The 22,030-nt window shown below is 71.9% G+C and carries 18 protein-coding genes; 5 read left to right on the top strand and 13 right to left on the bottom strand.

Features of this window, described 5'->3' with window-relative positions; genetic code table 11:
• Positions 1-8: 8 nt before the first annotated feature.
• Positions 9-308 carry an Asp-tRNA(Asn)/Glu-tRNA(Gln) amidotransferase subunit GatC gene (gene gatC / locus ACYVF4_RS01555; protein ID WP_460719061.1) on the bottom strand — a complete coding sequence of 100 codons (300 nt, stop codon included), beginning with the start codon at positions 306-308 and terminating at the stop codon, positions 9-11.
• A gap of 55 nt (positions 309-363) precedes the next feature.
• Between gatC and ACYVF4_RS01560 the strand changes: the two genes are divergently transcribed.
• A complete protein-coding gene (locus ACYVF4_RS01560; protein ID WP_460719063.1) occupies positions 364-2,064 on the top strand; it encodes a long-chain-fatty-acid--CoA ligase in 1,701 nt (566 codons plus the stop codon).
• Between the two features lie 31 nt (positions 2,065-2,095).
• Here the strand turns inward: ACYVF4_RS01560 and ligA are convergent, their stop codons facing one another.
• From ligA to ACYVF4_RS01575, 3 genes are read right to left on the bottom strand one after another with little or no spacing between them, the layout of a single operon-like run.
• On the bottom strand, positions 2,096-4,414 hold the full coding sequence (ligA, locus tag ACYVF4_RS01565; protein ID WP_460719065.1) for an NAD-dependent DNA ligase LigA: 2,319 nt from the start codon (positions 4,412-4,414) through the stop codon (positions 2,096-2,098).
• Positions 4,415-4,423: 9 nt separating this feature from the next.
• Positions 4,424-5,527 (bottom strand): tRNA 2-thiouridine(34) synthase MnmA, encoded by a 1,104-nt coding sequence (gene mnmA, locus ACYVF4_RS01570; RefSeq protein WP_460719067.1) that lies wholly within the window; start codon positions 5,525-5,527, stop codon positions 4,424-4,426.
• Between the two features lie 9 nt (positions 5,528-5,536).
• Entirely contained in the window at positions 5,537-6,718 is a 1,182-nt protein-coding gene (locus tag ACYVF4_RS01575) for a cysteine desulfurase family protein (RefSeq protein WP_460719069.1), read from the bottom strand.
• Between the two features lie 57 nt (positions 6,719-6,775).
• On the opposite strand from ACYVF4_RS01575, the gene glgX reads away from it, so the two are divergent.
• The 3 genes from glgX to glgB are packed head-to-tail and all read left to right on the top strand — an operon-like array spanning position 6,776 to position 13,156.
• The gene (glgX, locus tag ACYVF4_RS01580; protein WP_460719071.1) at positions 6,776-8,857 is read left to right on the top strand and encodes a glycogen debranching protein GlgX; all 2,082 of its coding nucleotides are present in this window, start codon (positions 6,776-6,778) and stop codon (positions 8,855-8,857) included.
• 55 nt (positions 8,858-8,912) lie between these two features.
• Positions 8,913-10,997, top strand: a complete 2,085-nt coding sequence (locus ACYVF4_RS01585; RefSeq protein WP_460719073.1) for an alpha-1,4-glucan--maltose-1-phosphate maltosyltransferase — start codon at positions 8,913-8,915, stop codon at positions 10,995-10,997.
• Complete coding sequence (glgB, locus tag ACYVF4_RS01590; RefSeq protein ID WP_460719075.1) at positions 10,994-13,156, top strand: 1,4-alpha-glucan branching protein GlgB; 2,163 nt, start codon at positions 10,994-10,996, stop codon at positions 13,154-13,156. The genes ACYVF4_RS01585 and glgB overlap by 4 nt, the downstream gene beginning before the upstream one ends.
• Positions 13,157-13,210: 54 nt before the next feature.
• Here glgB and ACYVF4_RS01595 read toward each other — a convergent pair whose 3' ends face one another.
• Positions 13,211-14,137 (bottom strand): tetratricopeptide repeat protein, encoded by a 927-nt coding sequence (locus ACYVF4_RS01595; RefSeq protein WP_460719077.1) that lies wholly within the window; start codon positions 14,135-14,137, stop codon positions 13,211-13,213.
• Entirely contained in the window at positions 14,134-15,951 is a 1,818-nt protein-coding gene (locus tag ACYVF4_RS01600; protein ID WP_460719079.1) for a glycosyl transferase, read from the bottom strand. Before ACYVF4_RS01600 ends, ACYVF4_RS01595 begins: the two co-directional genes overlap by 4 nt.
• Before the next feature lie 176 nt (positions 15,952-16,127).
• On the opposite strand from ACYVF4_RS01600, the gene ACYVF4_RS01605 reads away from it, so the two are divergent.
• The gene (locus ACYVF4_RS01605) at positions 16,128-17,183 is read left to right on the top strand and encodes an AI-2E family transporter (protein WP_460719080.1); all 1,056 of its coding nucleotides are present in this window, start codon (positions 16,128-16,130) and stop codon (positions 17,181-17,183) included.
• Here the strand turns inward: ACYVF4_RS01605 and ACYVF4_RS01610 are convergent, their stop codons facing one another.
• The 7 genes from ACYVF4_RS01610 to pyrH are packed head-to-tail and all read right to left on the bottom strand — an operon-like array spanning position 17,184 to position 21,954.
• On the bottom strand, positions 17,184-17,915 hold the full coding sequence (locus tag ACYVF4_RS01610) for an alpha/beta hydrolase (protein WP_460719082.1): 732 nt from the start codon (positions 17,913-17,915) through the stop codon (positions 17,184-17,186).
• A gap of 1 nt (position 17,916) precedes the next feature.
• On the bottom strand, positions 17,917-18,201 hold the full coding sequence (locus ACYVF4_RS01615) for a hypothetical protein (RefSeq protein ID WP_460719084.1): 285 nt from the start codon (positions 18,199-18,201) through the stop codon (positions 17,917-17,919).
• Position 18,202: 1 nt separating this feature from the next.
• Positions 18,203-18,961, bottom strand: a complete 759-nt coding sequence (locus ACYVF4_RS01620; protein ID WP_460719086.1) for an aggregation-promoting factor C-terminal-like domain-containing protein — start codon at positions 18,959-18,961, stop codon at positions 18,203-18,205.
• Positions 18,962-19,019: 58 nt separating this feature from the next.
• Positions 19,020-19,586: a DivIVA domain-containing protein gene (locus ACYVF4_RS01625; protein WP_460719088.1), complete on the bottom strand. Its 567-nt coding sequence runs from the start codon at positions 19,584-19,586 to the stop codon at positions 19,020-19,022.
• On the bottom strand, positions 19,583-20,623 hold the full coding sequence (locus ACYVF4_RS01630; RefSeq protein ID WP_460719090.1) for a phosphatidate cytidylyltransferase: 1,041 nt from the start codon (positions 20,621-20,623) through the stop codon (positions 19,583-19,585). Before ACYVF4_RS01630 ends, ACYVF4_RS01625 begins: the two co-directional genes overlap by 4 nt.
• A gap of 5 nt (positions 20,624-20,628) precedes the next feature.
• Positions 20,629-21,183, bottom strand: coding sequence for a ribosome recycling factor (gene frr / locus ACYVF4_RS01635; RefSeq protein WP_460719092.1), 555 nt, complete (start codon positions 21,181-21,183; stop codon positions 20,629-20,631).
• A 51-nt stretch (positions 21,184-21,234) separates the two neighbouring features.
• On the bottom strand, positions 21,235-21,954 hold the full coding sequence (gene pyrH, locus ACYVF4_RS01640) for a UMP kinase (RefSeq protein WP_460719094.1): 720 nt from the start codon (positions 21,952-21,954) through the stop codon (positions 21,235-21,237).
• Positions 21,955-22,030: the final 76 nt, after the last annotated feature.

Consider the following 22,030-nt stretch of genomic DNA (forward strand, 5'->3'; position numbering starts at 1 on the left):
GTCGGCGCTCACTGCTCCTCGCCCAGGATCGCGGTCACGCGGAAGCGGCCGTCAGCGGCATCGGGGGCGTTCTGCAGGACCTGCTCGGTGGTGAGGAGGTCGCCCACCGCGTCGGGACGGAAGACGTTGCTGAGCGCGATGGGGTGGCTGGTCGCGGGGACCTCGGGGGTGGCGACCTCGGAGACCTTGGCGATGTTGTCGACGATGACGTCGAGCTGGCCGGTCAGCCGCTGCACCTCCTCGTCGGTCAGCTGGATCCTGGCGAGGACGCCGAGATGGCGCACGAGATCGGGGGTGATTTCTGACACGCCTCCATCCTACGAGCGACCGCGGCGCGACCCCGACCGTGGTTAGGCTGGCGCCGTGACCGCGTTCGATCCCCCGCGTCCCTGGACCGCCAGCTACGCCGAGGGCGTCCCCGTCGATCTGGACCCGGTGACCGGGTCGCTGGTGGACATCGTCGCCGACTCCGCCCGGGACTACCCCGACGCCCCTGCGCTGGAGTTCTTCGGGCGGACCACCTCGTACCGCGAGCTCCACGAGCACATCGAGCGTGCGGCGGCCGGACTGCGCGAGCTCGGGGTCCGAGCCGGCGACCCCGTGGCCATCGTCCTGCCCAACTGCCCGCAGCACATCGTGGCGTTCTACGCGATCCTGCGCCTGGGCGCCGTGGTCGTCGAGCACAACCCGCTGTACACCGCGCGGGAGCTGCGGACGCAGTTCGAGGACCACGGCGCACGGCATGCCATCGTGTGGTCCAAGACCGTCGCCGTCGTGCAGGACTTCCCCGCCGACCTCGCCGTGCACTCGATCGTCTCGGTGGACGTGACCCGGGCGATGCCGCTGCGCACCCGCCTGGCGCTGCGCCTGCCGGTGGCCAGGGCGCGCGAGGCCCGGCGGGCGCTCCACGAGCGGGTGAGCGGCACCGTCCCGTGGGAGCGAGTGGTGGGGCACGCCCCGCTGGCCGCCGGGCATCCCGCCCCGCAGACCGACGATCTCGCCCTCATCCAGTACACCAGCGGCACCACCGGGACACCCAAGGGCGCCGCCCTCACGCACCGCAATCTGCTCTCCAACGCCGCGCAGGCGCGGGCATGGGTGCCGGCCATCGTACGCGGCGAGGGCTGCGTGGTCTACGCCGTCCTGCCGATGTTCCACGCGTACGGCCTGACGCTGTGCCTCACGTTCGCCATGTCCATGGGCGCACGCCTCGTGCTCTTTCCCCGCTTCGACCCCGACATGGTGCTCGCCGTCACGAAGCGGCATCCGGCGACGTTCCTGCCTCTGGTCCCCCCGATCGCCGACCGCCTGCTGAAGGCCGCCCGCGAGCAGGGGGTGTCGCTGGCGGGCACCCGGGTCGCGATCTCGGGCGCCATGGCGCTCCCCCACGACCTGGTCGTCCCCTTCGAGGCCGCGTCGGGCGGCTACCTCGTCGAGGGGTACGGGCTGAGCGAGTGCTCCCCCGTGCTGATGGCCAATCCGGTGGCCGATCATCGCGTGCCCGGGACCGTCGGCCTGCCCCTGCCGGGCACCGAGTGCCGCGTGGTGGATCCCGACGACCCCGCGCGGGACGTCCCGCCCGGTGAGCGCGGCGAGCTCGTCGTGCGCGGCCCGCAGGTCTTCGGCGGGTACTACGGCAAGCCCGAAGAGACCGAGGCGGTCTTCGTCGACGGCTGGTTCCGCACCGGGGACATCGTGCAGATCGATCCGCACGGGTTCGTCCGAATCGTCGACCGCATCAAGGAGCTGATCATCACCGGGGGCTTCAACGTCGCGCCGACCGAGGTCGAGAATGCGCTGCGCCGGCATCCGCTGATCGAGGACGCCGCCGTCGTCGGGCTCCCCAGCGACCAGTCCGGCGAGGAGGTGGTGGCCGCCGTCGTGGGCGTCGCCGGCGAGCGGCTGGACGTGGAGGAGGTGCGCGAGTGGGTGCGCGGCATCCTCACGCCGTACAAGGTCCCGCGACGCATCTTCGTCGTGGACGAGCTGCCGAAGTCCCTCATCGGCAAGGTGCTGCGGCGTCAGGTGCGCGATCGCCTGCTCGCGCTGACCGACGGCGGCTGAGGGCAGGCGGCGCGGGGGACGCGCGTGCTGCTCAGCCTTCGCCGAGCGCGCCCGGACCCTCGGTGACCAGGGTGTGGAACTGCGCCGCGTCCAGGATGCGGATGCCGAGGTCCTCGGCCTTGGCGAGCTTGGATCCGGCTCCGGGTCCCGCGGCGACGAAGTCGGTCTTCTTCGACACGCTCGACGCGGCCTTGCCGCCGGCGCGGATGATCGCCTCTTGCGCGCCCTCGCGCGTGTAGCCCTCGAGCGACCCGGTCGCCACGACCGTGAGGCCCTCGAGCACGCCGCCACCGGCCGTGGCCGCGCCGGGCCCGGGGTGACCGGGGGTCGCCAGCTGCGCGCCCGCTGCGCTCCAGCGGTCGACGATCTCGCGGTGCCAGTCCACCTCGAACCAGTCCAGGACCGAATCGGCGATGATGCCGCCGACACCCTCGACCCCGGCGAGCTCGTCCCGCGTAGCCGAGCGGATGGCCTCGACCGAGCCGAACCACTGGGCGAGGGCGCGCGCGGCGACCGGCCCGACGTGGCGGATGTTCAGGGCGACCAGGAACCGCCACAGCTCTTTGGACTTGGCCTTCTCGAGCTGGTCGAGCAGCGTGAGCGCCTGCGCCGAGGGCTGCGGTCCGGCGAGGCCCCGCTTCTTCTCGGCGGCGCTGGGCTGGCGGCGGAACGGCGACCGCCGCACGGGCTCCCCGGTGACCTCGTCGACGCGCGGCTGCCCGGTCTCGGAGTCGCGGACGAGCACCTCGATGGGGATGAGCTGGTCCAGCGTCAGCTCGAACAGGCCGGCCTCGGTCACCAGCGGCGGCTCCGCGGGGACCGTCGGCTGGGTGAGCGCGGCGGCGGTGACCTCGCCCAGCGCCTCGATGTCGAGCGCTCCGCGGGAGCCGATGTGCTCGACCCGGCCGCGCACCTGCGCCGGGCACGCGCGGGTGTTCGGGCACCGCAGATCGATGTCGCCCTCTTTCGCGGGCGCCAGCGCCGCCCCGCACTCGGGACACGCGGTCGGCATCACGAACTCGCGCTCGGTGCCGTCGCGCAGGTCGACGACCGGCCCCAGGACCTCGGGGATGACGTCGCCCGCCTTGCGCAGCACGACCGTGTCGCCGATGAGCACGCCCTTGGCGCGGACGACGTCCTGATTGTGCAGGGTCGCTTGGCGGACGACCGAGCCGGCGACGCGTGCGGGCGCCATCACCGCGAAGGGCGTCGCGCGTCCGGTGCGGCCGACCGAGACGACGATGTCGAGCAGGGTGGTGTTGACCTGCTCGGGCGGGTACTTGTAGGCGATCGCCCACCGGGGCGCGCGGCTGGTGGCACCCAGCTCGTCGTGGAGCGCCAGCTCGTCGACCTTCACCACCACGCCGTCGATCTCGTGCTCGACGTCGTGGCGGTGCTCGCCGTAATGCGCGACGAACGCCAGCACCCCGTCGATGTCGCCGGCCGTGCGGAAGTACGGGCTGGTGGGCAGACCCCACTCCGCCAGCAGGGCGTAGATCTCGCTCTGGGAGTGCACCGGCGGCTCGCTCCACGCGCCGATGCCGTGGACGAACAGCCGCAGGGACGCCAGGCGCGCGCGTCCGGCCTCGAGTTCGAGGCCGTCCTTCTTCTGGAGCTGCTGCCGCAGCCCCCCGGAGGCGGCGTTGCGGGGGTTGGCGAAGGACGGGAACCGGCGTTCGGCGCTGATGCGCGCCCGGGATTCGTCGAAGGCGCGCCCCCGGGAGCGCGACTCCTCGACCGCGCGGTCGCGCATGCTCGCCTGCAGGGCGTTGAGCTCCTCGAAGGCGGCGACGGGGATGAAGACCTCGCCGCGGACCTCGACGAGGTCGGGATGCCCCGTGCCGGCCAGCCGCTCGGGGATGCCGTGCACCCGCACCGCGTTCGCCGTGACCTCTTCGCCCACACGGCCGTCGCCGCGCGTGGCCGCCGAGGTCAGCACGCCGCGCTCGTAGCGCAGGCTGATCGCGAGACCGTCGATCTTGAGCTCGGTGAGCCACCGCACCGGGCGTCCCGCCGCTGCGGCGGTCTTCGCGCACCACTCGCGCAGCTCGTCGGCGCTGAAGACGTTGTCCAGACTCAGCATCCGCTCGGCGTGCTCGACGGGGGCGAACATCGAGCTCTCGGCCGCTCCGACCGTCTGCGTCGGGGAGTCCTGCCCCTGCAGCTCGGGATGCATGTGCTCGATCTGCTCGAGCCGCTGCATCCAGCCGTCGTAGGTGGCGTCGTCGACGATCTCGGCGTTGCGCCCGTAGTAGGCCTCCCGCGCATCCAGGATGCGGGTGGTCAGGTCGCGGGCTTCGACGCGAGCGGCTTCGAGGCCGGCGTCAGCGGGGAGGGCGGCGTCGGTCACCCCGCAAGTCTAGGAGCGGGCTCCGACGGGGACGGCCGACTCGGTCCGGTCGATCGTGAACTGCCCCATCACGCGCGTCCCGTCGTACAGCACCGCGGTCTGCCCGGGAGCCACGCCGTCGAAGGGCGTGGCGGGGACGACGGCGAGGTCGTCGCCCGTCAGGGTCGCCGTCGCCGGGACGGGGTCGGCGTGCGCGCGGATCTGCACGTGGCAGGCGAACTCGGCCTCGTCGGGGGCGCGTCCGGCCCAGGAGAAGCGCGAGCCCGAGATGCGCGCGGTCGCCAGCGCCTCTTTCGGCCCGACCACGACGGTGTTGCTGACCGGACGCACCTCGAGCACGAAGCGGGGCTTGCCGTCGGGTGCGGGGACGCCCAGCTGCAGTCCGCGCCGCTGGCCGACGGTGAACGCGTGCGCACCCTCGTGGGTGCCCACGACCTCGCCGGCGCGATCGAGGATCTGGCCGGTCTCGGCGCCGACGCGCTCGGCCAGCCATCCGCGGGTGTCACCGTCGGGGATGAAGCAGATGTCGTGGCTGTCGGGCTTGTGCGCCACGGTCAGCCCGCGCTCCTCGGCCTCGCGGCGCACCTGCGCCTTGGACGGCGTGTCGCCGAGCGGGAACAGGGTGTGGGCGAGCTGCTCGGCGGTGAGGACGCCCAGGACGTAGGACTGGTCCTTCGCGGCGTCCGACGCGCGATGCAGCTCCCGGCCGCGCGAGGTGTCGCGGACGATCGCGTAGTGGCCGGTGCACACCGCGTCGAAGCCGAGTTCGAGGGCGCGCTCCAGCAGCGCGGCGAACTTGATCCTCTCGTTGCAGCGCATGCACGGGTTGGGCGTGCGCCCGGCACGGTACTCGGCGACGAAGTCCTCGATGACGTCGTCCCGGAACCGCTCCGAGAAGTCCCACACGTAGAACGGGATGCCGAGCCGGTCGGCCGCGCGGCGCGCATCCATCGCGTCCTCGATGGTGCAGCAGCCGCGGCTGCCCGTGCGCAGGGTGCCGCCGGCGCGCGAGAGGGCCAGATGCACGCCGACGACGTCGTGACCGGCGTCGACGGCGCGCGCGGCGGCGACGGCGGAATCGACTCCGCCGCTCATGGCTGCCAGGACGCGCATCCCGCCAGTCTAGAAGCGCCCGCCTGGACGCGCGCCGGGCGACGATCCCCGCGCCCGCTCGACCGCGTCGGGGAGCGCCGCGACGAACGCGTCGACGTCGGCCTCGGTCGACGTGCGCCCGAGCGACACGCGCAGCACGCTCTGCGCCTCGGCGTCGGAGCGGCCCATCGCCTGCACGACGTGCGAAGGCTCGGACACCCCGGCCTGGCACGCCGAGCCCGTCGACACGCTGATGCCCGCCATGTCCAGCAGGAACAGCAGCGACTCCCCCCGCGCACCGGGAAGCAGCAGGTGAGCGTTGCCGGGGATGCGGTCGTCGGGGTCGCCGAGGAGCTCGGCGTCGGGCACCGTCCGGCGCACGCCCTCGACCAGTCGCCGGCGCAGCGCCGTCAGGCGCTCCGCCTCGGCGGCGCGCTCGGCCACGGCGAGCTCGGCGGCCACCGCGAACGCCGCCGCGCCGGCGACGTCCTGCGTGCCGGCCCGGAGGCCCCGCTGCTGCCCGCCGCCGTGGAGCAGCGGCGAGATCCGCGCCGACCGGGCCACCACCAGCGCGCCCACCCCGACCGGGCCGCCGATCTTGTGCGCGGTGACGCTCATCGCCACCAGCCCGGCGGCTCCCGGCGCCTGAGCGCGCCACCGGCGGAAGTCGACCTCGACGTGGCCGAACGCCGCGACGGCGTCCACGTGCAGCGGCACGTCCGCGGCCGCCGCCGCAGCCGCGAGCGCCGCGACGTCGTTGACCGTGCCCACTTCGTTGTTCGCCGCGATGGCGGTGGCGAAGGCCGCACCCCCGAGCGCCTCGGCGAACGGGACCGGATCGATGCGTCCCCGCCGATCCAGCGGCACGTGCCGGATGGTCGCGCCGTCCGCGGCGAGCGCGGCCACGGCATCCATCGACGCATGATGCTCGCCGTCGGGCAGGACGACCGCGTCGCGGCCGGCGCGCCGCGAACGCCACAGCCCGGTCACGGCGAGGTTCGCCGCCTCGGTTCCCCCCGAGGTCAGGACGACCTCGATCGGCTCGCAGCCGAGCGCGGCCGCCAGCCGCTCCCGGGCGTCCTCGAGCACCCGCCGGGCCGCCTGCCCGGCGGCGTGGATCGACGAGGCGTTGCCGGTCGTCTGAGCGCGGAGCCACGCCTCGCGCGCCTCGGGCCGCAGCGGCGTGGTGGCTGCGTGGTCGAGATAGATCACGGGCCTCCCCCGTCCCTCGTTACCCTCGCGGCTCGTGCCCTCACTACTGTAGATCGCATGCTCCGACCCGAGGTGCCGACGGCCCCCGCTCCCGGACTCCTGCGCACCGACCTGGACGAGCTGGGGGTCAGGCTCGGTCCCGCGGGCGGGACCCTGCGCGTGTGGTCGGGCAATGCCGACAGCGTCGAGCTGGTCGTCTTCGACGACCGCGACCTGGACTGGGCGGTGGACACCCTGCCGCTGGAGCCCGTCGGCGGCGGCGTGTGGTCGGTGACCACGCCCATGCTCCGGGCGGGAACGCGCTACGCCATCCGGGTCGACGGCCCCTCGGGGTCGGGGAACGCCTTCAACAGCGGCTCCCTCCTTATCGACCCCTACGCGCGGGGCCTCGCCGGCGACGGCTACGGCAGCTGGCGCGGCGTGGTCGTCGACGGCGGCTTCGACTGGGGCGGCGTCGCCAAGCCCCGCACGCCGATGGACCGGACGGTCATCTACGAAGGTCATGTCAAGGGGCTCTCCAAGCGCCACCCTGACGTCCCGCCCGCGCTGCACGGCACGTACGCGGGGCTGGCCAACCCCGCGATGATCGACCACCTGCTGACGCTGGGGGTCACGGCGGTCGAGCTGCTGCCGATCCACGCGTTCGACACCGAGCCGCGCCTGCGCCAGCACGGGCTGACCAACTACTGGGGCTACAACACCGTCAACTTCTTCACCCCCCACCCCGCCTACGCCACCGAGGACGCCCGCCGCGGCGGCCCGGACGCGATCCTGCGCGAGGTGAAAGGCATGGTGCGGCTGCTGCACGAGGCGGGCATCGAGGTCATACTCGACGTCGTCTACAACCACACCTCCGAAGAGGGGTTCGGCGGTCCTCGCACGAGCCTGCGGGGCATCGACAACCGCGCCTACTACCGGCAGCAGCACGACGGGGCGTACATCGACGTCACGGGATGCGGCAACTCCGTGAACACTTCGACGGATGCCGCGGCCCGGCTCATCCTGGATTCGCTGCGCTACTGGGCGGACGAGGTGCAGATCGACGGGTTCCGCTTCGATCTGGCCACGACCCTCGGGCGGGACGAGGCGCACCACTTCACCCCCGATCACCCGCTGCTGGCAGCGATCCGCGACGACGAGGTCCTGGCGGATGTCAAGAAGATCGCCGAGCCGTGGGATGTCGGCATGGGCGGGTGGCAGACCGGCAACTTCGGGCCGGGATGGCACGAGTGGAACGACCGCTACCGCGACCGCGTGCGCAACTTCTGGCTGAGCGACGTCGACTACGCCCGCCGGGCCGACACCGCCCCGGTCGGCGTGGGCGGGTTCGCCACGCGGCTGGCGGGCTCGTCGAACACCTTCACGCACGATCGCGGGCCGCTGGCGAGCATCAACTTCGTCACCGCGCACGACGGCTTCACCCTTCGCGATCTGGTGTCCTACGACGTCAAGCACAACCTCGGCAACGGCGAGCAGAACCGCGACGGCGCCGACACCAACCGCTCCTTCAACCACGGGGCCGAGGGCCGCACCGAGGACGAGGAGATCCTCGCCACGCGGCGCAAGGCCATGCGCAACCTTCTGGGCACGCTGCTGCTGTCGGCGGGGGTGCCGATGCTCACGGCCGGGGACGAGTTCGGCCGCACGCAGCGCGGCAACAACAACGCCTACTGCCACGACTCCCCCCTCACGTGGCTGTCGTGGGACCACGCGCCGTGGCAGCGGGAGCTGTTCGCCCACGTGCAGCGCCTCATCCGGCTGCGTCAGGAGAATCCGGCCCTGCGACCCAGCCGCTTCGCCCGGGACGACGAGCACACCCCGTCGGCATCCGTCATGGACTGGTACGACGAGCACGGCGAGACGATGTCGATCGAGCGGTGGACCAATCCCTCCCACCGCACGCTGCAGTACGTCGCGACCTCGACCCCGGAGCGCGAGGAGCTGAACCGCGTGCTCCTCATGATCCACGGCAACGAGGCGCCCATCGACGTGACGCTCCCCGACATCGACGGCGTGACCGGCTGGGTGTCGCTGTGGTCGAGCGCCGACGAGATCCCCGACGACTCCCACCCGCGGTTCGCGCCGGGGGCCGTCGTCACCCTGCCCGGAACCGCGCTGCGGCTGTTCCGGGCGGAGTGACACATAGCGGCCCGGCGGGTTCCCGCATGGGCGGGTGCGCGATAGGTTCGAGGACGTGGCCAGCACCTCACGAAGCGCGCGACCCCAGCTGTGGCGAAGCGCCTCCCCGATCCCCGTCCGCGACGCCCGGGATGCCCAGCCCGACCGGGTGACCACCTCGAGCCGCATCCCGCTCGCCAAACCGTCGCCCGCTGTGCCGTGGGGGGAGTTCCGGCCCAAGGCGTACGCCGGCGAGATCGTGCCGTTCCGGGTGACCGCCTTCCGCGAGGGGCACGACCGCATCGGCGTGCAGGTGCGGCTCTTCTCGCCGAGCGGCGACGAATCCCTGCACCGGCTCACCGCGCTCGAGAACGGCCTGGACGAGTGGCGCACCCTGATCGCCCCCGGTGAGGTGGGCGTCTGGCGGTTCCGCTTCGAGGCCTTCGCCGACGAGTACGCCACCTGGCGGCACGCGGCGACGCTGAAGATCGCCGCCGGCGTGGACGCGCCGCTCATGCGCGAGATCGGGGCCAGGCTGTTCGACCAGGCCGGCAAGGAGCGCACCCGGCCGGCGGCCGACCGCCGCCTGCTGCGCGAGTCCGCGCAGTCTCTGCGGGATGCCGCGGTGTCCGACGAGGACGCCCTGCGCATCGTCGGCGACCCCCGCGTGGCGGTGTCCTTCCACGACCGCCCGCTCATGTCCCTGGTGACCGTCGGCGCCGAGCTCGAGCTGCTCGTCGAGCGGGAGCGCGCCGGCGTCGCCGCCTGGTACGAGTTCTTCCCCCGCTCCGAAGGCGCCAAGGTCCTCAAGGACGGCACCATCAAGAGCGGCACGTTCCGCACGGCCGCCAAGCGGCTGCCGGCGGTCGCGGCGATGGGCTTCGAGGTGCTCTACCTGCCGCCCATCCACCCCATCGGGCGCATCAACCGGAAGGGTCGCAACAACACCCTCGACCCGCAGCCCGGGGATCCGGGATCGCCGTGGGCGATCGGCGCCGCCGAGGGCGGGCACGACGCCGTCCACCCCGACCTCGGGACCCTGGCGGACTTCCGCGCCTTCGTGCGGGCGGCGCGCGCCGAGGGCATCGAGGTGGCGCTGGACTTCGCCCTGCAGGCCGCGCCGGACCACCCGTGGGTGAGCGAGCACCCGGAGTGGTTCACCACCCTCCCGGACGGCTCAATCGCCTACGCCGAGAACCCGCCGAAGAAGTATCAGGACATCTACCCGATCAACTTCGACAACGACCCCGAGGGCATCCGCGCCGAAGCGCTCCGGGTGGTGCGTCACTGGATCGCCCAGGGCGTGAAGATCTTCCGCGTCGACAACCCGCACACCAAGCCCCTGCAGTTCTGGGAGTGGCTGATCGGGCAGGTCAACGCCGAGCACCCCGACGTCGTCTTCCTCGCCGAGGCCTTCACGCGGCCCGCCCCCCTGCAGAGCCTGGCATCGGTGGGGTTCCAGCAGAGCTACACCTACTTCACGTGGCGCAACACCAAGCAGGAGCTCGAGGAGTTCTTCGAGGGACTGGCGGCGACGACGGCGGACTTCATGCGCCCGAACCTCTTCGTCAACACCCAGGACATCCTCACCGAGTACCTGCAGTTCGGCGGCCGGCCGGCCTACCGCATCCGCGCCGCGCTCGCGGCGACCGCGGCGCCGACGTACGGCGTGTACGCCGGGTACGAGCTCTTCGAGAACGTCGCCCGCCCCGGGTCGGAAGAGAACATCGACAACGAGAAGTACGAGTACAAGCTGCGCGACTGGGCCGGCGCCGAGGCGCGCGGCGATTCGCTGGCGCCCTACCTCACGCGGCTCAACGAGATCCGCCGGGCGCATCCCGCGCTCCGCCAGCTGCGCAACATCGACATCCACTGGAGCGACGACGACGCGATCCTGGTGTTCTCCAAGCACCTGCCGGCCGCGCTCAGCCCCGAGGGTCGCAGCGACACGGTGATCGTCGTCGCGAACGTCGACCCGCACTCGGTGCGCCAGACGATGGTCCACCTCGACACGCGCGTGTGGGGGGTGGCCCCCGGCGAACCCTTCGAGGTCGAAGACCTTCTCACGGGCGAGCAGTGGACGTGGTCCGATCACAACTACGTCATGCTCGACGCCTTCCGCGAGCCCGTCCACATCCTGCACGTGAAGGAGACCCGATGACCATGGCACCCGAACTGCTCGACGAAGTGGCGGCCGGATCGCACCACGATCCCCACAGCGTCCTCGGAGCCCACCCCGTCGACGGCGGCTGGGTCGTGCGGGCCCGCCGCCCGCTGGCCAAGACCGTGACCGCGGTGCTCGGCGACGGCGACGAGGTGCCGCTCGAGCACGTGCGCTCGGGGATCTGGGAGGGCAGCACGACCCGCGCCCCCGGCGCCTACCGCGTCGTCACCACGTACGACGGCGCGCCCGACTGGGACGTCGACGACCCCTACCGGCATCCGCCGCTGGTGGGAGAGATCGATCTGCACCTCATCGCCGAGGGCCGCCACGAGCAGCTGTGGCGCGTGCTGGGCGCGCACGTCCGCGAGCACGACGGCGCCGTGGGCACGGCGTTCGCCGTGTGGGCGCCCAACGCGCGGGCGGCCCGCGTGGTCGGCGACTTCAACGGGTGGGACGGCACGGGCCACGCGATGCGCTCGATGGGCGCCAGCGGCATCTGGGAGCTGTTCGTCCCCGGTCTGCAGGCAGGGGCGACCTACAAGTTCGAGCTGCGCACGTCCCACGGGCACTGGGTCGTCAAGGCGGACCCGATGGCGCGGTATGCCGAGATCCCGCCGGCCACGGCGTCGGTCGTGGTGGAGTCCGCCTACTCGTGGGCGGACGACGAGTGGATGACCCGCCGCGCGCGGTCGACGCCGCTGTCCCAGCCGATGTCGGTGTACGAGCTGCACCTCGGGTCGTGGCGGCCGGGACTGTCCTACCGGGACGCCGCCGACGAGGTCGTGGACTACGTCACCCGGCTGGGCTTCACCCATGTGGAGTTCCTGCCGCTGGCGGAGCACCCGTTCGGCGGGTCGTGGGGCTACCAGGTTACGGGCTACTTCGCCCCCACCAGCCGCTTCGGCCACCCCGATGACCTGCGCTACCTCATCGACCGCCTGCACCAGGCCGGCATCGGCGTGATCATGGACTGGGTCCCCGGGCACTTCCCCAAGGACGACTGGGCCCTGGCGCGGTTCGACGGCGAGCCGCTCTACGAGCACGCCGATCCGCGCCGCGGCGAGCACAAGGACTGGGGCACCTACATCTTCGACTACGGCCGGCGCGAGGTGCGCAACTTCCTCGTGGCCAACGCCCTGTACTGGTTCGAGGAGTTCCACGTCGACGGCCTGCGGGTGGACGCCGTCGCCTCGATGCTCTACCTGGACTACTCCCGCGAGGACGGCGAATGGGCGCCCAACGTCCACGGCGGGCGCGAGAACCTCGAGGCGATCTCCTTCCTGCAGGAGGTCAACGCCACGGCGTACAAGCGCTATCCGGGCATCGCGATGATCGCCGAGGAGTCCACCAGCTTCCCGGGGGTCACCGCCCCCACCGACCACGCCGGGCTGGGCTTCGGGTTCAAGTGGAACATGGGCTGGATGAACGACTCCCTGCAGTACATCGCGCGCGATCCGATGTACCGCTCCCACCACGAGGGCGAGCTGTCGTTCTCGTTCGTCTACGCGTTCAGCGAGAACTACGTCCTGCCCATCAGCCATGACGAGGTCGTCCACGGCAAGGGCAGCCTGTTCGCACGGATGCCGGGCGATCACTGGCAGAAGCTGGCGAACATGCGCGCGTTCCTGGCGTACATGTGGGGCCACCCCGGCAAGCAGCTGCTGTTCATGGGCCAGGAGTTCGGCCAGATGTCCGAATGGTCCGAGGGCAGGGGCCTGGACTGGTGGATGCTGGATCAGCCGTCGCACGCCCAGCTGCAGGACTTCGTCGGCACGCTCAACGGCACCTATCGCGAGCTGTCGGCGCTGTGGGCACGCGACTCCGACGGCGCGGCCTTCGCCCGGCTCGGCTCGCCGTCGTGGAATCCGAACGTGCAGGCGTTCTCGCGCCGGGACTGGCACGGCAACACCGTCGTGATCGTCTGCAACTTCTCGGGCGTCCCCATCCACGGGTACGAGCTGGACATGCCCGAGCACGGCGTGTGGCACGAGGTGCTCAACTCCGACGCGCAGCAGTTCGGGGGGTCGGGGGTCGGCAACCTCGGAGTGGTGACCACCGACGACGGCGTCCGTGCGCACATGGTGCTGCCGCCGCTCGGCGTGCTGTGGCTGCGTCACGACCCGCAGGCCCACATCCCCTCGCCGACGCGCGGGTGAGCCGATGCCGCCGCCGGGAGGACCGGCGGCGGCACGCTCAGAACAGCAGTGCGCTCAGAAGAGGAGCGAGGCGAGGCGGCCGCGCGCGCGCACGACGCGCGGGTCGTCGTCGCCGACGACCCCGAACAGCTCCAGCAGCCGGGCGCGGACCGGCGCGCGCTCGTCGTCGGCGAGCACGGCGAACAGCTCGAGCAGCCGGGCGAACGCGTCGTCCACGTGCCCGCCGGCGATATCGAGGTCGGCCACCGCGAGCTGGGCGTCCACATCGCGCGGATCGGCGGCCGCGGCGGTGCGGACCGCCCCCGCCTCGGCGCGCTGCACGCGGTCCAGCAGCCGGACCTGGCCGAGGCCCGCGCGCGCCTCGGCATCCCGGGGATTCTCGGCGACGGCCCGCTCGAAGGCGGCGATCGCCCGCGGGTAGTCCCCCGCCTCGATGGCGTCGTGAGCCTCCTGGTGCAGCGGCGGCAGCGGCGGCTCCTCAGCGGGGGCAGCGGGCGCCTCACCCTCGACGGGCACGGTGCCGGTGACGCCGTGCTGCGCGGCGAGCTGCAGCAGCTGGGTGAAGACGTCGCGGACCTGCTGCTCGGGGACCGCGCCGGTGAACAGCGGCACGGGCTGCCCGGCGACGAGGGCGATCACCATCGGGATCGACTGCGCGCGGAACGCCTGGGCGATCTGCGGATTCGCATCCACGTCGACCTTGGCCAGCACCAGTCGGCCGGCGTGCTCGGTCACGACCTTCTCGAGGATGGGGCTCAGCTGCTTGCAGGGCCCGCACCACTCGGCCCACAGGTCGACGACGACGGGGACCGTGCGGCTGAGCTCCATGGCCTGCGCGAAGGTTGCGTCGGTGACGTCGACGACGACGCCGGCCGGCGCCGGACCGCCCGATCCCGCCGGTGCGGCGGGCTCCGGACGGTTGCGGAGCGCAGAGAGGTCGACGGCGCCGCGCAGGGCGGAGCCGGCAGAGGCATCGGTCACTTGATCACCTTCGCGTCGAGGATGTCGGATGCGTAGCCGAGCAGGCGGATCTTCTCGTTGGATCCCTGCCCGGGAACGTAGAAGAACAGCTGGTCGGCGAAGGTCGTCCGGAAGCCGGTCGAGGACTGATCGGCGCCGGCCAGCGTCTTGACGGTGGCGTTGTTCTCGAGCTTGATCACGGCCTCCTCATTCGTCGGCTTGACCGTGTCGGTCTCGTTGATGGTCACCGCCACGATGGCCCCGCTCTCGAGCGTGGCCAGCGCGAAGGGCGCGGCCTCGCCCGCCTCGGACGAGAACGTCAGCCGCCCGGTGCGCGAGGCGGTCTTGTTGAACTCCTCGAGCCGTCGCTCGCGGTCCGCCTCGATGCTGATCCGGAACTGATCGCTCTGCTCGTCGAAGAGGGCCGCGAACTCGCTGTCGGCGCCTTCGTTGATGACGTCGGAATAGGCGGCGGCGACCTGCTCGGGCGCCATGATCAGGAAGGGCGAGTCGGGCGCGACCTGCGTCGCGCCGATGTAGGTCGGGGCGAGGTCGGGCAGCAGCGTCTCGGCCTCGAGGCCGGCCTGATAGGTGAGCTTGTACGCGGCCCAGGGGTCCTCCTGCGTGAGGACCATGATGGTGGAGGTGCGGGACTCCTCGTCGTCCACGACGGCCATCACCGAACGCGGCCAGCCGTCGTAGGCCTGCGGCAGCACCAGCGACAGCGGGCCGTCGAGGATGGCGGCGGGCGAACGGTAGTCGTCGATCTCGCCGCGGAGGGTGTAGTTGGTCTCGCGGACGGCGAGGGGCGCGCCCCCGAGCCGCGTGGCGGCGAGGTCGGCATCCCGGTCCTCGTCCGCCTGGGCCACGGTGTCCGCGATGCGCGCGAGGATGCGCTCCGCCTGGACGCGCGTGACCGCGGGGGCCTGCTGGCCCTCGGGGACGATCACCGACGCCGTCGGGGTCGGTGTCGGGGCAGCGCCCCACTGCGGCCACGCGTCCGCCGAGCATCCCGTGAACAGCAGCGCCGAGACCGCGATCGCCGGCAGGGCGATGAAGCCCCGGCGGCCGCCGAGCGCGCGCCGCCGCGGCGACGAGCTGATCACGCCCTTGTCCGCGGCGGGGCCCACGACGTCGATCGGCTGCGTCACCTGCAGCGGCAGGCCCTTGCGCCGCGGTCCGCGCGAGCGGCGGGCGTGGCGGATGCCGAGGATGTACAGCAGCACTCCCACGGCGAGGACCACCCCCCCGGCGGCGATGAGCGGGCCCGCCCACGGCGTCGCGTTGACGATGGGCCACGAGATCGAGACCCGGTCGGGCGCGGGCACCGCGCCGTCCGAGGCGACGAGGACGCTCATGTCGGCCGGGATCTGCAGCGCGGCGGTCATCCGCCCGGTGTCCGAGAACTCCTCCAGCCACAGGTCCGAGCCGGCGGGGCTGCGCGCCGGCTCAGCCTCGGCATCCTCGGTCGCCGCGGCGTCCCCCTCCTGCGGCTCGCCCCCGGGCTCGACGACCGGCGCGACGAGTTCGGTGCGGACCTCGCCGGAGTCGTCGAGGGTCGCGGCGTTGTAGGGGACGTCGGAGAGCCACGCGCGCAGGTCGGCGGTGCGGCCGTAGGCGGCGAAGATCTCGCCACCCCCGGTCACGTCGACCGTCTGGGCGCCGGGCACGCGGTTGAGCACGGCGCCGTCGATCAGCAGGTAGGGCGCGTCCTCGGTCGTCTCGACCGCGAAGGTCTCGGTCTCGGGCCCCTGGAAGACGGTGCGCTGGGCGATGCCGGCACCGATCATCACCGCGGCGAGGACGAACGCCGCAACGGCCCACACGAAACGCACTGAAGAACTCCTCACGGACGCACGCGGACGGCGCGGGTCCTCGACTCGACGTTTCAGCGTAGCGAAATCGACCTGAAAGCGGCGTGGGAGGCGGAGCGTCGCCGGGGATCGCCCGCCGTCATGCGTATCCTGACACCACGGAGCCGGTGGTGGTGCCGGGAGAGGCAGGCGCACGGGTGAAGATCCACAATCCGTTCCGCGTCGCGTTCGTGGCCACGCTGGGCGTCGGGCTCGGACTCATCCTCATCGGCAGCATCCAGACGCTCTCGACGATCCTGCTCTACGTCGGCACCGCCCTCTTCCTCTCGCTGGGCCTGGACCCCGTCGTGGCGTGGCTGGAGCGCAAGCGCGTCCCCCGCTGGGCCGCCGTGCTCATCACGATCCTGGGGGTGCTGGCCGCGTTCGCCGGGATCATCCTCATGGTCGTGCCGATCATCGTGCAGCAGATCTCCCAGCTGGTCGCGCAGATCACCGATCTCGTCGAGAACGGCTGGGACCCCATCTCGGAGCTGCGGCAGTGGATGACCGACACCTTCCCGCAGCTCGAGGTGGACGACGTGTTCACCTACGTCCAGGAGTGGCTGAACTCGCTCGACTACGGGCAGATCGGCGGCGGGCTCATCGCCGTCGGCGGCGCCATCCTCGGCGGCCTGGCGGGGTCGTTCATCGTGCTGATCCTCACCATCTACTTCACCGCCTCGACCCCGAGCCTCAAGCGCGCGGTGTACCAGCTGGTGCCCGCCTCGAAGCGGCAGCGCTTCATCGAGATCGGCGAGCAGATCACCGATTCGGTCGGCTACTTCGTCATCGGCCAGCTGAGCCTCGGCGTGACCAACGGCATCCTCAGCGTCATCTTCCTCTCGATCATCGACGCACCCTTCCCGGCCGTCCTCGCCGTGATCGCGTTCTTCTTCTCGCTGATCCCGCTGGTGGGCACGCTCACGGGTTCGACGATCATCGTGCTGACCTGCCTGGTCCCCGGCCTCGGATCACCGACGACGGCGCTCATCGCCGCGATCTACTACCTCGTCTACATGCAGATCGAGGCCTACGTGATCGCCCCGCGCATCATGGGACGAGCCGTCGCCGTTCCGGGTGCCGTCGTGGTCATCGCGGCCCTGGCCGGCGGATCCCTCCTCGGCCTGCTGGGGGCGCTCGTGGCGATCCCCATCGCCGCCAGCATCCTCATCATCTACCGCCAGGTGATCATCCCGCGGCAGAACGAGCGCTGATCAGCCGGCCGCCGGTGGCAGGTGGCCGTGCCACTCGGTGGGGAGCGGCAGGGCCTCGGGCGTGATCGCCGCGACGATCTCGGTCATGACCCGGCGCGTCTGGTGCTCCCCCACCCACAGGTGCTTGCCGCCCTCGACGGGGATGAGCGTGGCGTGCGGGATGGCGGCGAAGCGCTCCCGGGCCTCGGCAGGCCGCAGGTAGTCGTCGAACTCGGGGACGACGACGACCATGGGCCGCACATCGTCCGCCCAGGCGGCGAGCTCCTCCGGGGTCGTCCGGTGAAGCGGCGGCGAAAGCAGGATGGTCCCCGCGACGTCGTGATCACGGCCGTACTTCAGTGCCAGCTCGGTGCCGAACGACCACCCCAGCAGCCACGGGCGGGGAAGACCGCGCTCACCCACCAGGTCCATCGCGGCGGCGACGTCGAACGCCTCGCCGCGACCGCCGTCGAACGCCCCCTCGCTGCGCCCCCGCGGGGACTCGGTGCCGCGCGTGTTGAACCGCAGGACGCCGATGGCGGCGAGGGCGGGAAGCCTCGCGGCCGCCTTGCGGACGATGTGGGAGTCCATGAAGCCCCCTGCCGTGGGCAGCGGGTGAAGGGTGACGAGCATCGCCGCCGGCTCGCGGTCCTCGGGCAGCGAGAGCTCTCCGACCAGTCGGAGCCCGTCCAGGGTCTCGAGGACGACGTCCTCGCGCCGGGCGGGCAGCATCAGGGGTCCGCGGATCTCCATGTCAGCCGATTCTCCAGCAGTGCTGGTGCCAGTGCCGGCGGGCGGCGAGGTCGGCCCGGTCGCCGAGCACGCCGTCGGCGCGCCAGGCCACCAGGTGCGCCACTCCGGCGTCGATGTCCTGCCCGCACCCCGGGCAGACGTAGGTCTTCTGCGCCTGCGCGGCCGAGATCGGCTGGACCGTCCACTGCGCGCCGCGCTTCACCTCGGTCCGCGCGAATCCCGCACGGAGCCGGTCGATGAGGTCGTCGCCGTCCGGTTCGGGGCGGCGCCGGTTCGCCCGCGGCACGTCAGTACCAGCCGACGGACTGCGAGTGCGCCCACGCGCCGCAGGGCGCGCCGTAGCGGCCGCTGATGTAGCCGAGGCCCCACGTGATCTGCGTGGCGGGGTTGGTCTCCCAATCGGCGCCCGCGGTGGCCATCTTGCTGCCGGGCAGCGACTGAGGGATGCCGTAGGCACCGCTCGAGGCGTTGTAGGCGTTGACGCGCCAGCCCGATTCCTTGTTCCACAGCGCCACGAGGCACGAGAACTCGTCGTCGCCCCAGCCGCGCGCCTTGACCATGTCGTAGGCGATCGCCTGCGCGGAACCGGGATCGGGGGTGACGAACGGCGGCGTCCACACCGCGGCCGGCGCCTGCGGCTGCGTCGCCGCCTCAGCCTGGACGACCGGCTCGGGCTCGGGGGTGGGCGTCGGCTTGGGCTTGACGTACACCGCGTAGCCGCCGCGGTCGAGGTCATCCGCCTCGAGCGGCTCGGCGTCCACGGCCACGACCCTCGTCTGGATGTCGGCCATGGAGCTGGCGTAGAGCGAGATCGGAGGCCTCTCTTCAGCGCTGGCCTGCGACAGGGCGACGCCGGTGGGGCCGACATACGCGGCCGCGAATCCCACCACGGCGAACGCCGCGAAGCCGCCGAGCACGCCGCGGCGGCGCGACCAGCGGGGCTGCGCGACGGGGACCGCGGGGCGGCGGGGCGAGACGACGGCGATGTCGGTCGAGCGCCGGCGGGCGGCTCGTCGCGTGGGAAGGATCTCGTCGCCGGGAGTCACAATGCCCCAGAGTCTACCGCGACGGCGGCGGTGGCATGCCACCCCCGGGCGCCCCGCGTCAACGGACGGCCAGCATCACGTCGACGACCGCGTCCAGCACGGCGTCGACCTGCACTTCGCGGTAGCCGCCGCGCTGCATCCGGAACGCCACCGAACGTACCTGGTCGACCGTGACGTTCTCACCCGTCTCGAGGTAGCGGGCCAGCTTGTCCGCGACGACGTCCACCTCGTCCACACGGTAGCCGAAGCGCAGCATTCCGACGCGATCGAAGCGGTGCCCGCGCGGCCGGGAGAGCCGGTCCAGCACCGTCTGCGCGGTCTCCTTGACCGTCCCCACCCACGCGTGCACGCCCGAGGTGGACACGGCCCGCTCCCGCTCCTGCGCGGCGAAGGCGTCCTCGATGCGCGCCAGCGCCTCGTCCACCGCCGAGACGACATAGCCCTGCCGTGCGAGGGTGAACGCGACCGCGCGCACGTCGGCGGCGGTCATCGGCGTTCCGGAGCCCTCGAAGGCGGCACGGGCCCGGATGAGGAACGCGTCGACCTCGTCGGCGTCGTAGCCCTTCGCGCGTCCGCTCGTGCGGGGGAAGGTCGCCGCCGCCGCGGCGGTCTCGGCCGCGGTCACGACGCCGCCAGCGGGATGAACAGGAAGTACATCGCCAGTGCGGCCGTCGTCGAGGGCAGGATCGAGTCCAGCCGGTCCAGGACGCCGCCGTGGCCGGGGAGCCACGAGCTCATGTCCTTGATGCCGAGGTCGCGCTTGATCATCGACTCGCCGAGATCCCCGGCGGTGGCGGTGGCGAGGATGACCAGGCCGAAGACGATGCCCGTCCACCACGGGAGCGACAGCATGAAGATCGCGAGGATGACGCCGGCGGCGATCGCCGCGAGGGCCGCCCCCGCGAAGCCCTCCCACGTCTTCTTGGGGCTGATGAGCGGCGCCATCGGGTGCCGCCCGAGCGTCAGCCCGGTGATGTAGGCGGCCGTGTCGGCCACGACGGCGACGATGATGAACGCCAGCACCCACCATTCGCCGCCCTCCTGCCGCAGGAGCACGACGCACAGCGCGGCGAGGAACGAGACGTACAGCTGGATGAAGCCGGCCACGAGCACATCGCCCAGCACGTCGCCGTACCGCCGGCCGTCGCGGTGGGACATCTGCAGCACGAGGCGCCAGACGACGACGAGCGCTACGGCGGCGAAGACCATCACCCACACCAGCCACAGGTCCATGAACCAGCCGGCCGCGACCAGCATCGCCGCCGCCGCGAGCTGCGGCACGATGTCGACCTTGCGGCCGGTGGCGATCAGCGCACGCGAGAACTCGAAGACCCCCAGCACGGCGGCGGCGAGGGCGAACAGCACGAAAAGGCCCTTGACGAACAGCAGCGTCGACAGCAGCACCGCCCCGATGACGAGGCCGATGACGATCGCCACGATCAGGTCCCGCCCGGTGCGCGCCTTGATCCGCTCGTTGGCCTCTTCGAACTCGGCCCGGGCGTGGGCGACCTGGTGCTCGAACTCGCTGCGTGCGGCCCGGACGTGCGACTGGAACGCGGCGGAGGGATCTGCATCCGTCCGGCGCGACTGCGCGAAGGCACGGCGAGTCGCCGGCGCGGCGGCCGGCTTGTCGTCGGGTGATCCTCCGGACGCGTCGGACATGCGGCTCAGACCTCGAGGAGTTCGGCTTCTTTGCGCTTGAGCGCGTCGTCGATCGCGTCCACGTGCGAGCGGGTCAGGGAGTCCAGCTCCTTCTCGGCCCGCACGAGCTCGTCCTCGCCCACGTCGCTCTTGAGCGCGTCGAGGTCGTCCTTGGACTTGCGACGGATGCCGCGCACGTGCACCTTCGCGTCCTCGCCCTTGGACCGCACGAGCTTGACGTACTCCTTGCGGCGGTCCTCGGTGAGCTCGGGCAGCGTGACGCGGACGATGTTGCCGTCGTTGGTGGGGTTCGCGCCGATGTTCGGCGTGTCCCGGATCGCCTGCTCGATGGCCTTGAGCGCGGACTTGTCGTAGGGGGTCACGAGGATCGTGCGCGCCTCGGGGTTGTTCAGCGACGCGAGCTGGGCCAGGGGCGTGGGCGAGCCGTAGTAGTCCACCAGGATCTTCTGGAACAGCTGCGGGTTCGCACGGCCGGTGCGCACCGTCGCGAAGTCCTCCTTCGCAGCCTCGACAGCGCGGTCCATGCGCGCTCCGGCATCGGCCAAGACGTCCGCGATCACTGTGTCTCCTTCGCGTTGATGGGCGGGTTCAGTCTACTCAGGCGGTCCGCGTCACGCCGTGACGAGCGTGCCGATGGACTCGCCCAGCAGAGCCTTGGTGACGTTGCCGGCGGGCTCCATCCCGAACACGCGCATGTCCATGCGGTTGTCCATGCAGAGGCTGAACGCCGTGGAGTCGACCACCTTCAGCCCGCGCTGCAGGGCGTCGCGGTAGGTGATGGTGTCGATGCGGGTGGCGGTGGGGTCCTTCTTGGGGTCGGCGGTGTAGACCCCGTCGACGCCGTTCTTGGCCACGAGCACCTCATGGGCGCCGATCTCGAGGGCGCGCTGGGCGGCGACGGTGTCGGTGGAGAAGTAGGGCAGGCCCGCGCCGGCGCCGAAGATCACGACGCGTCCCTTCTCCATGTGGCGCTCGGCGCGCCGCGGGATGTAGGGCTCGGCGACCTGCGTCATCGAGATGGCGGACTGCACGCGGGTGGCGGCGCCTGCCTGCTCGAGGAAGTCCTGCAGCGCCAGGGCGTTCATGACCGTCCCCAGCATGCCCATGTAGTCCGCGCGTCCGCGGTCCATGCCGCGCTGGCTCAGCTCCGCGCCGCGGAAGAAGTTGCCGCCGCCGACGACGACGGCGATCTCGACCTGGTCGACGGCCGCGGCGATCTCACGCGCCATCTGGCTCACGACGTCGGGGTTGACCCCGAGCTGGCCGCCGCCGAACGCCTCGCCCGACAGCTTCAGCAGGACGCGACGGCGTCCGTTCGACTCACTGCTCACAGAATGGTCCTCTCGTCATGATGGAAACTACCGAATCGCATGCGAAAGGCCCGCATCGATTCCGATGCGGGCCTTT

The sequence above is a fragment of the Microbacterium aureliae genome (genome assembly GCF_054780155.1).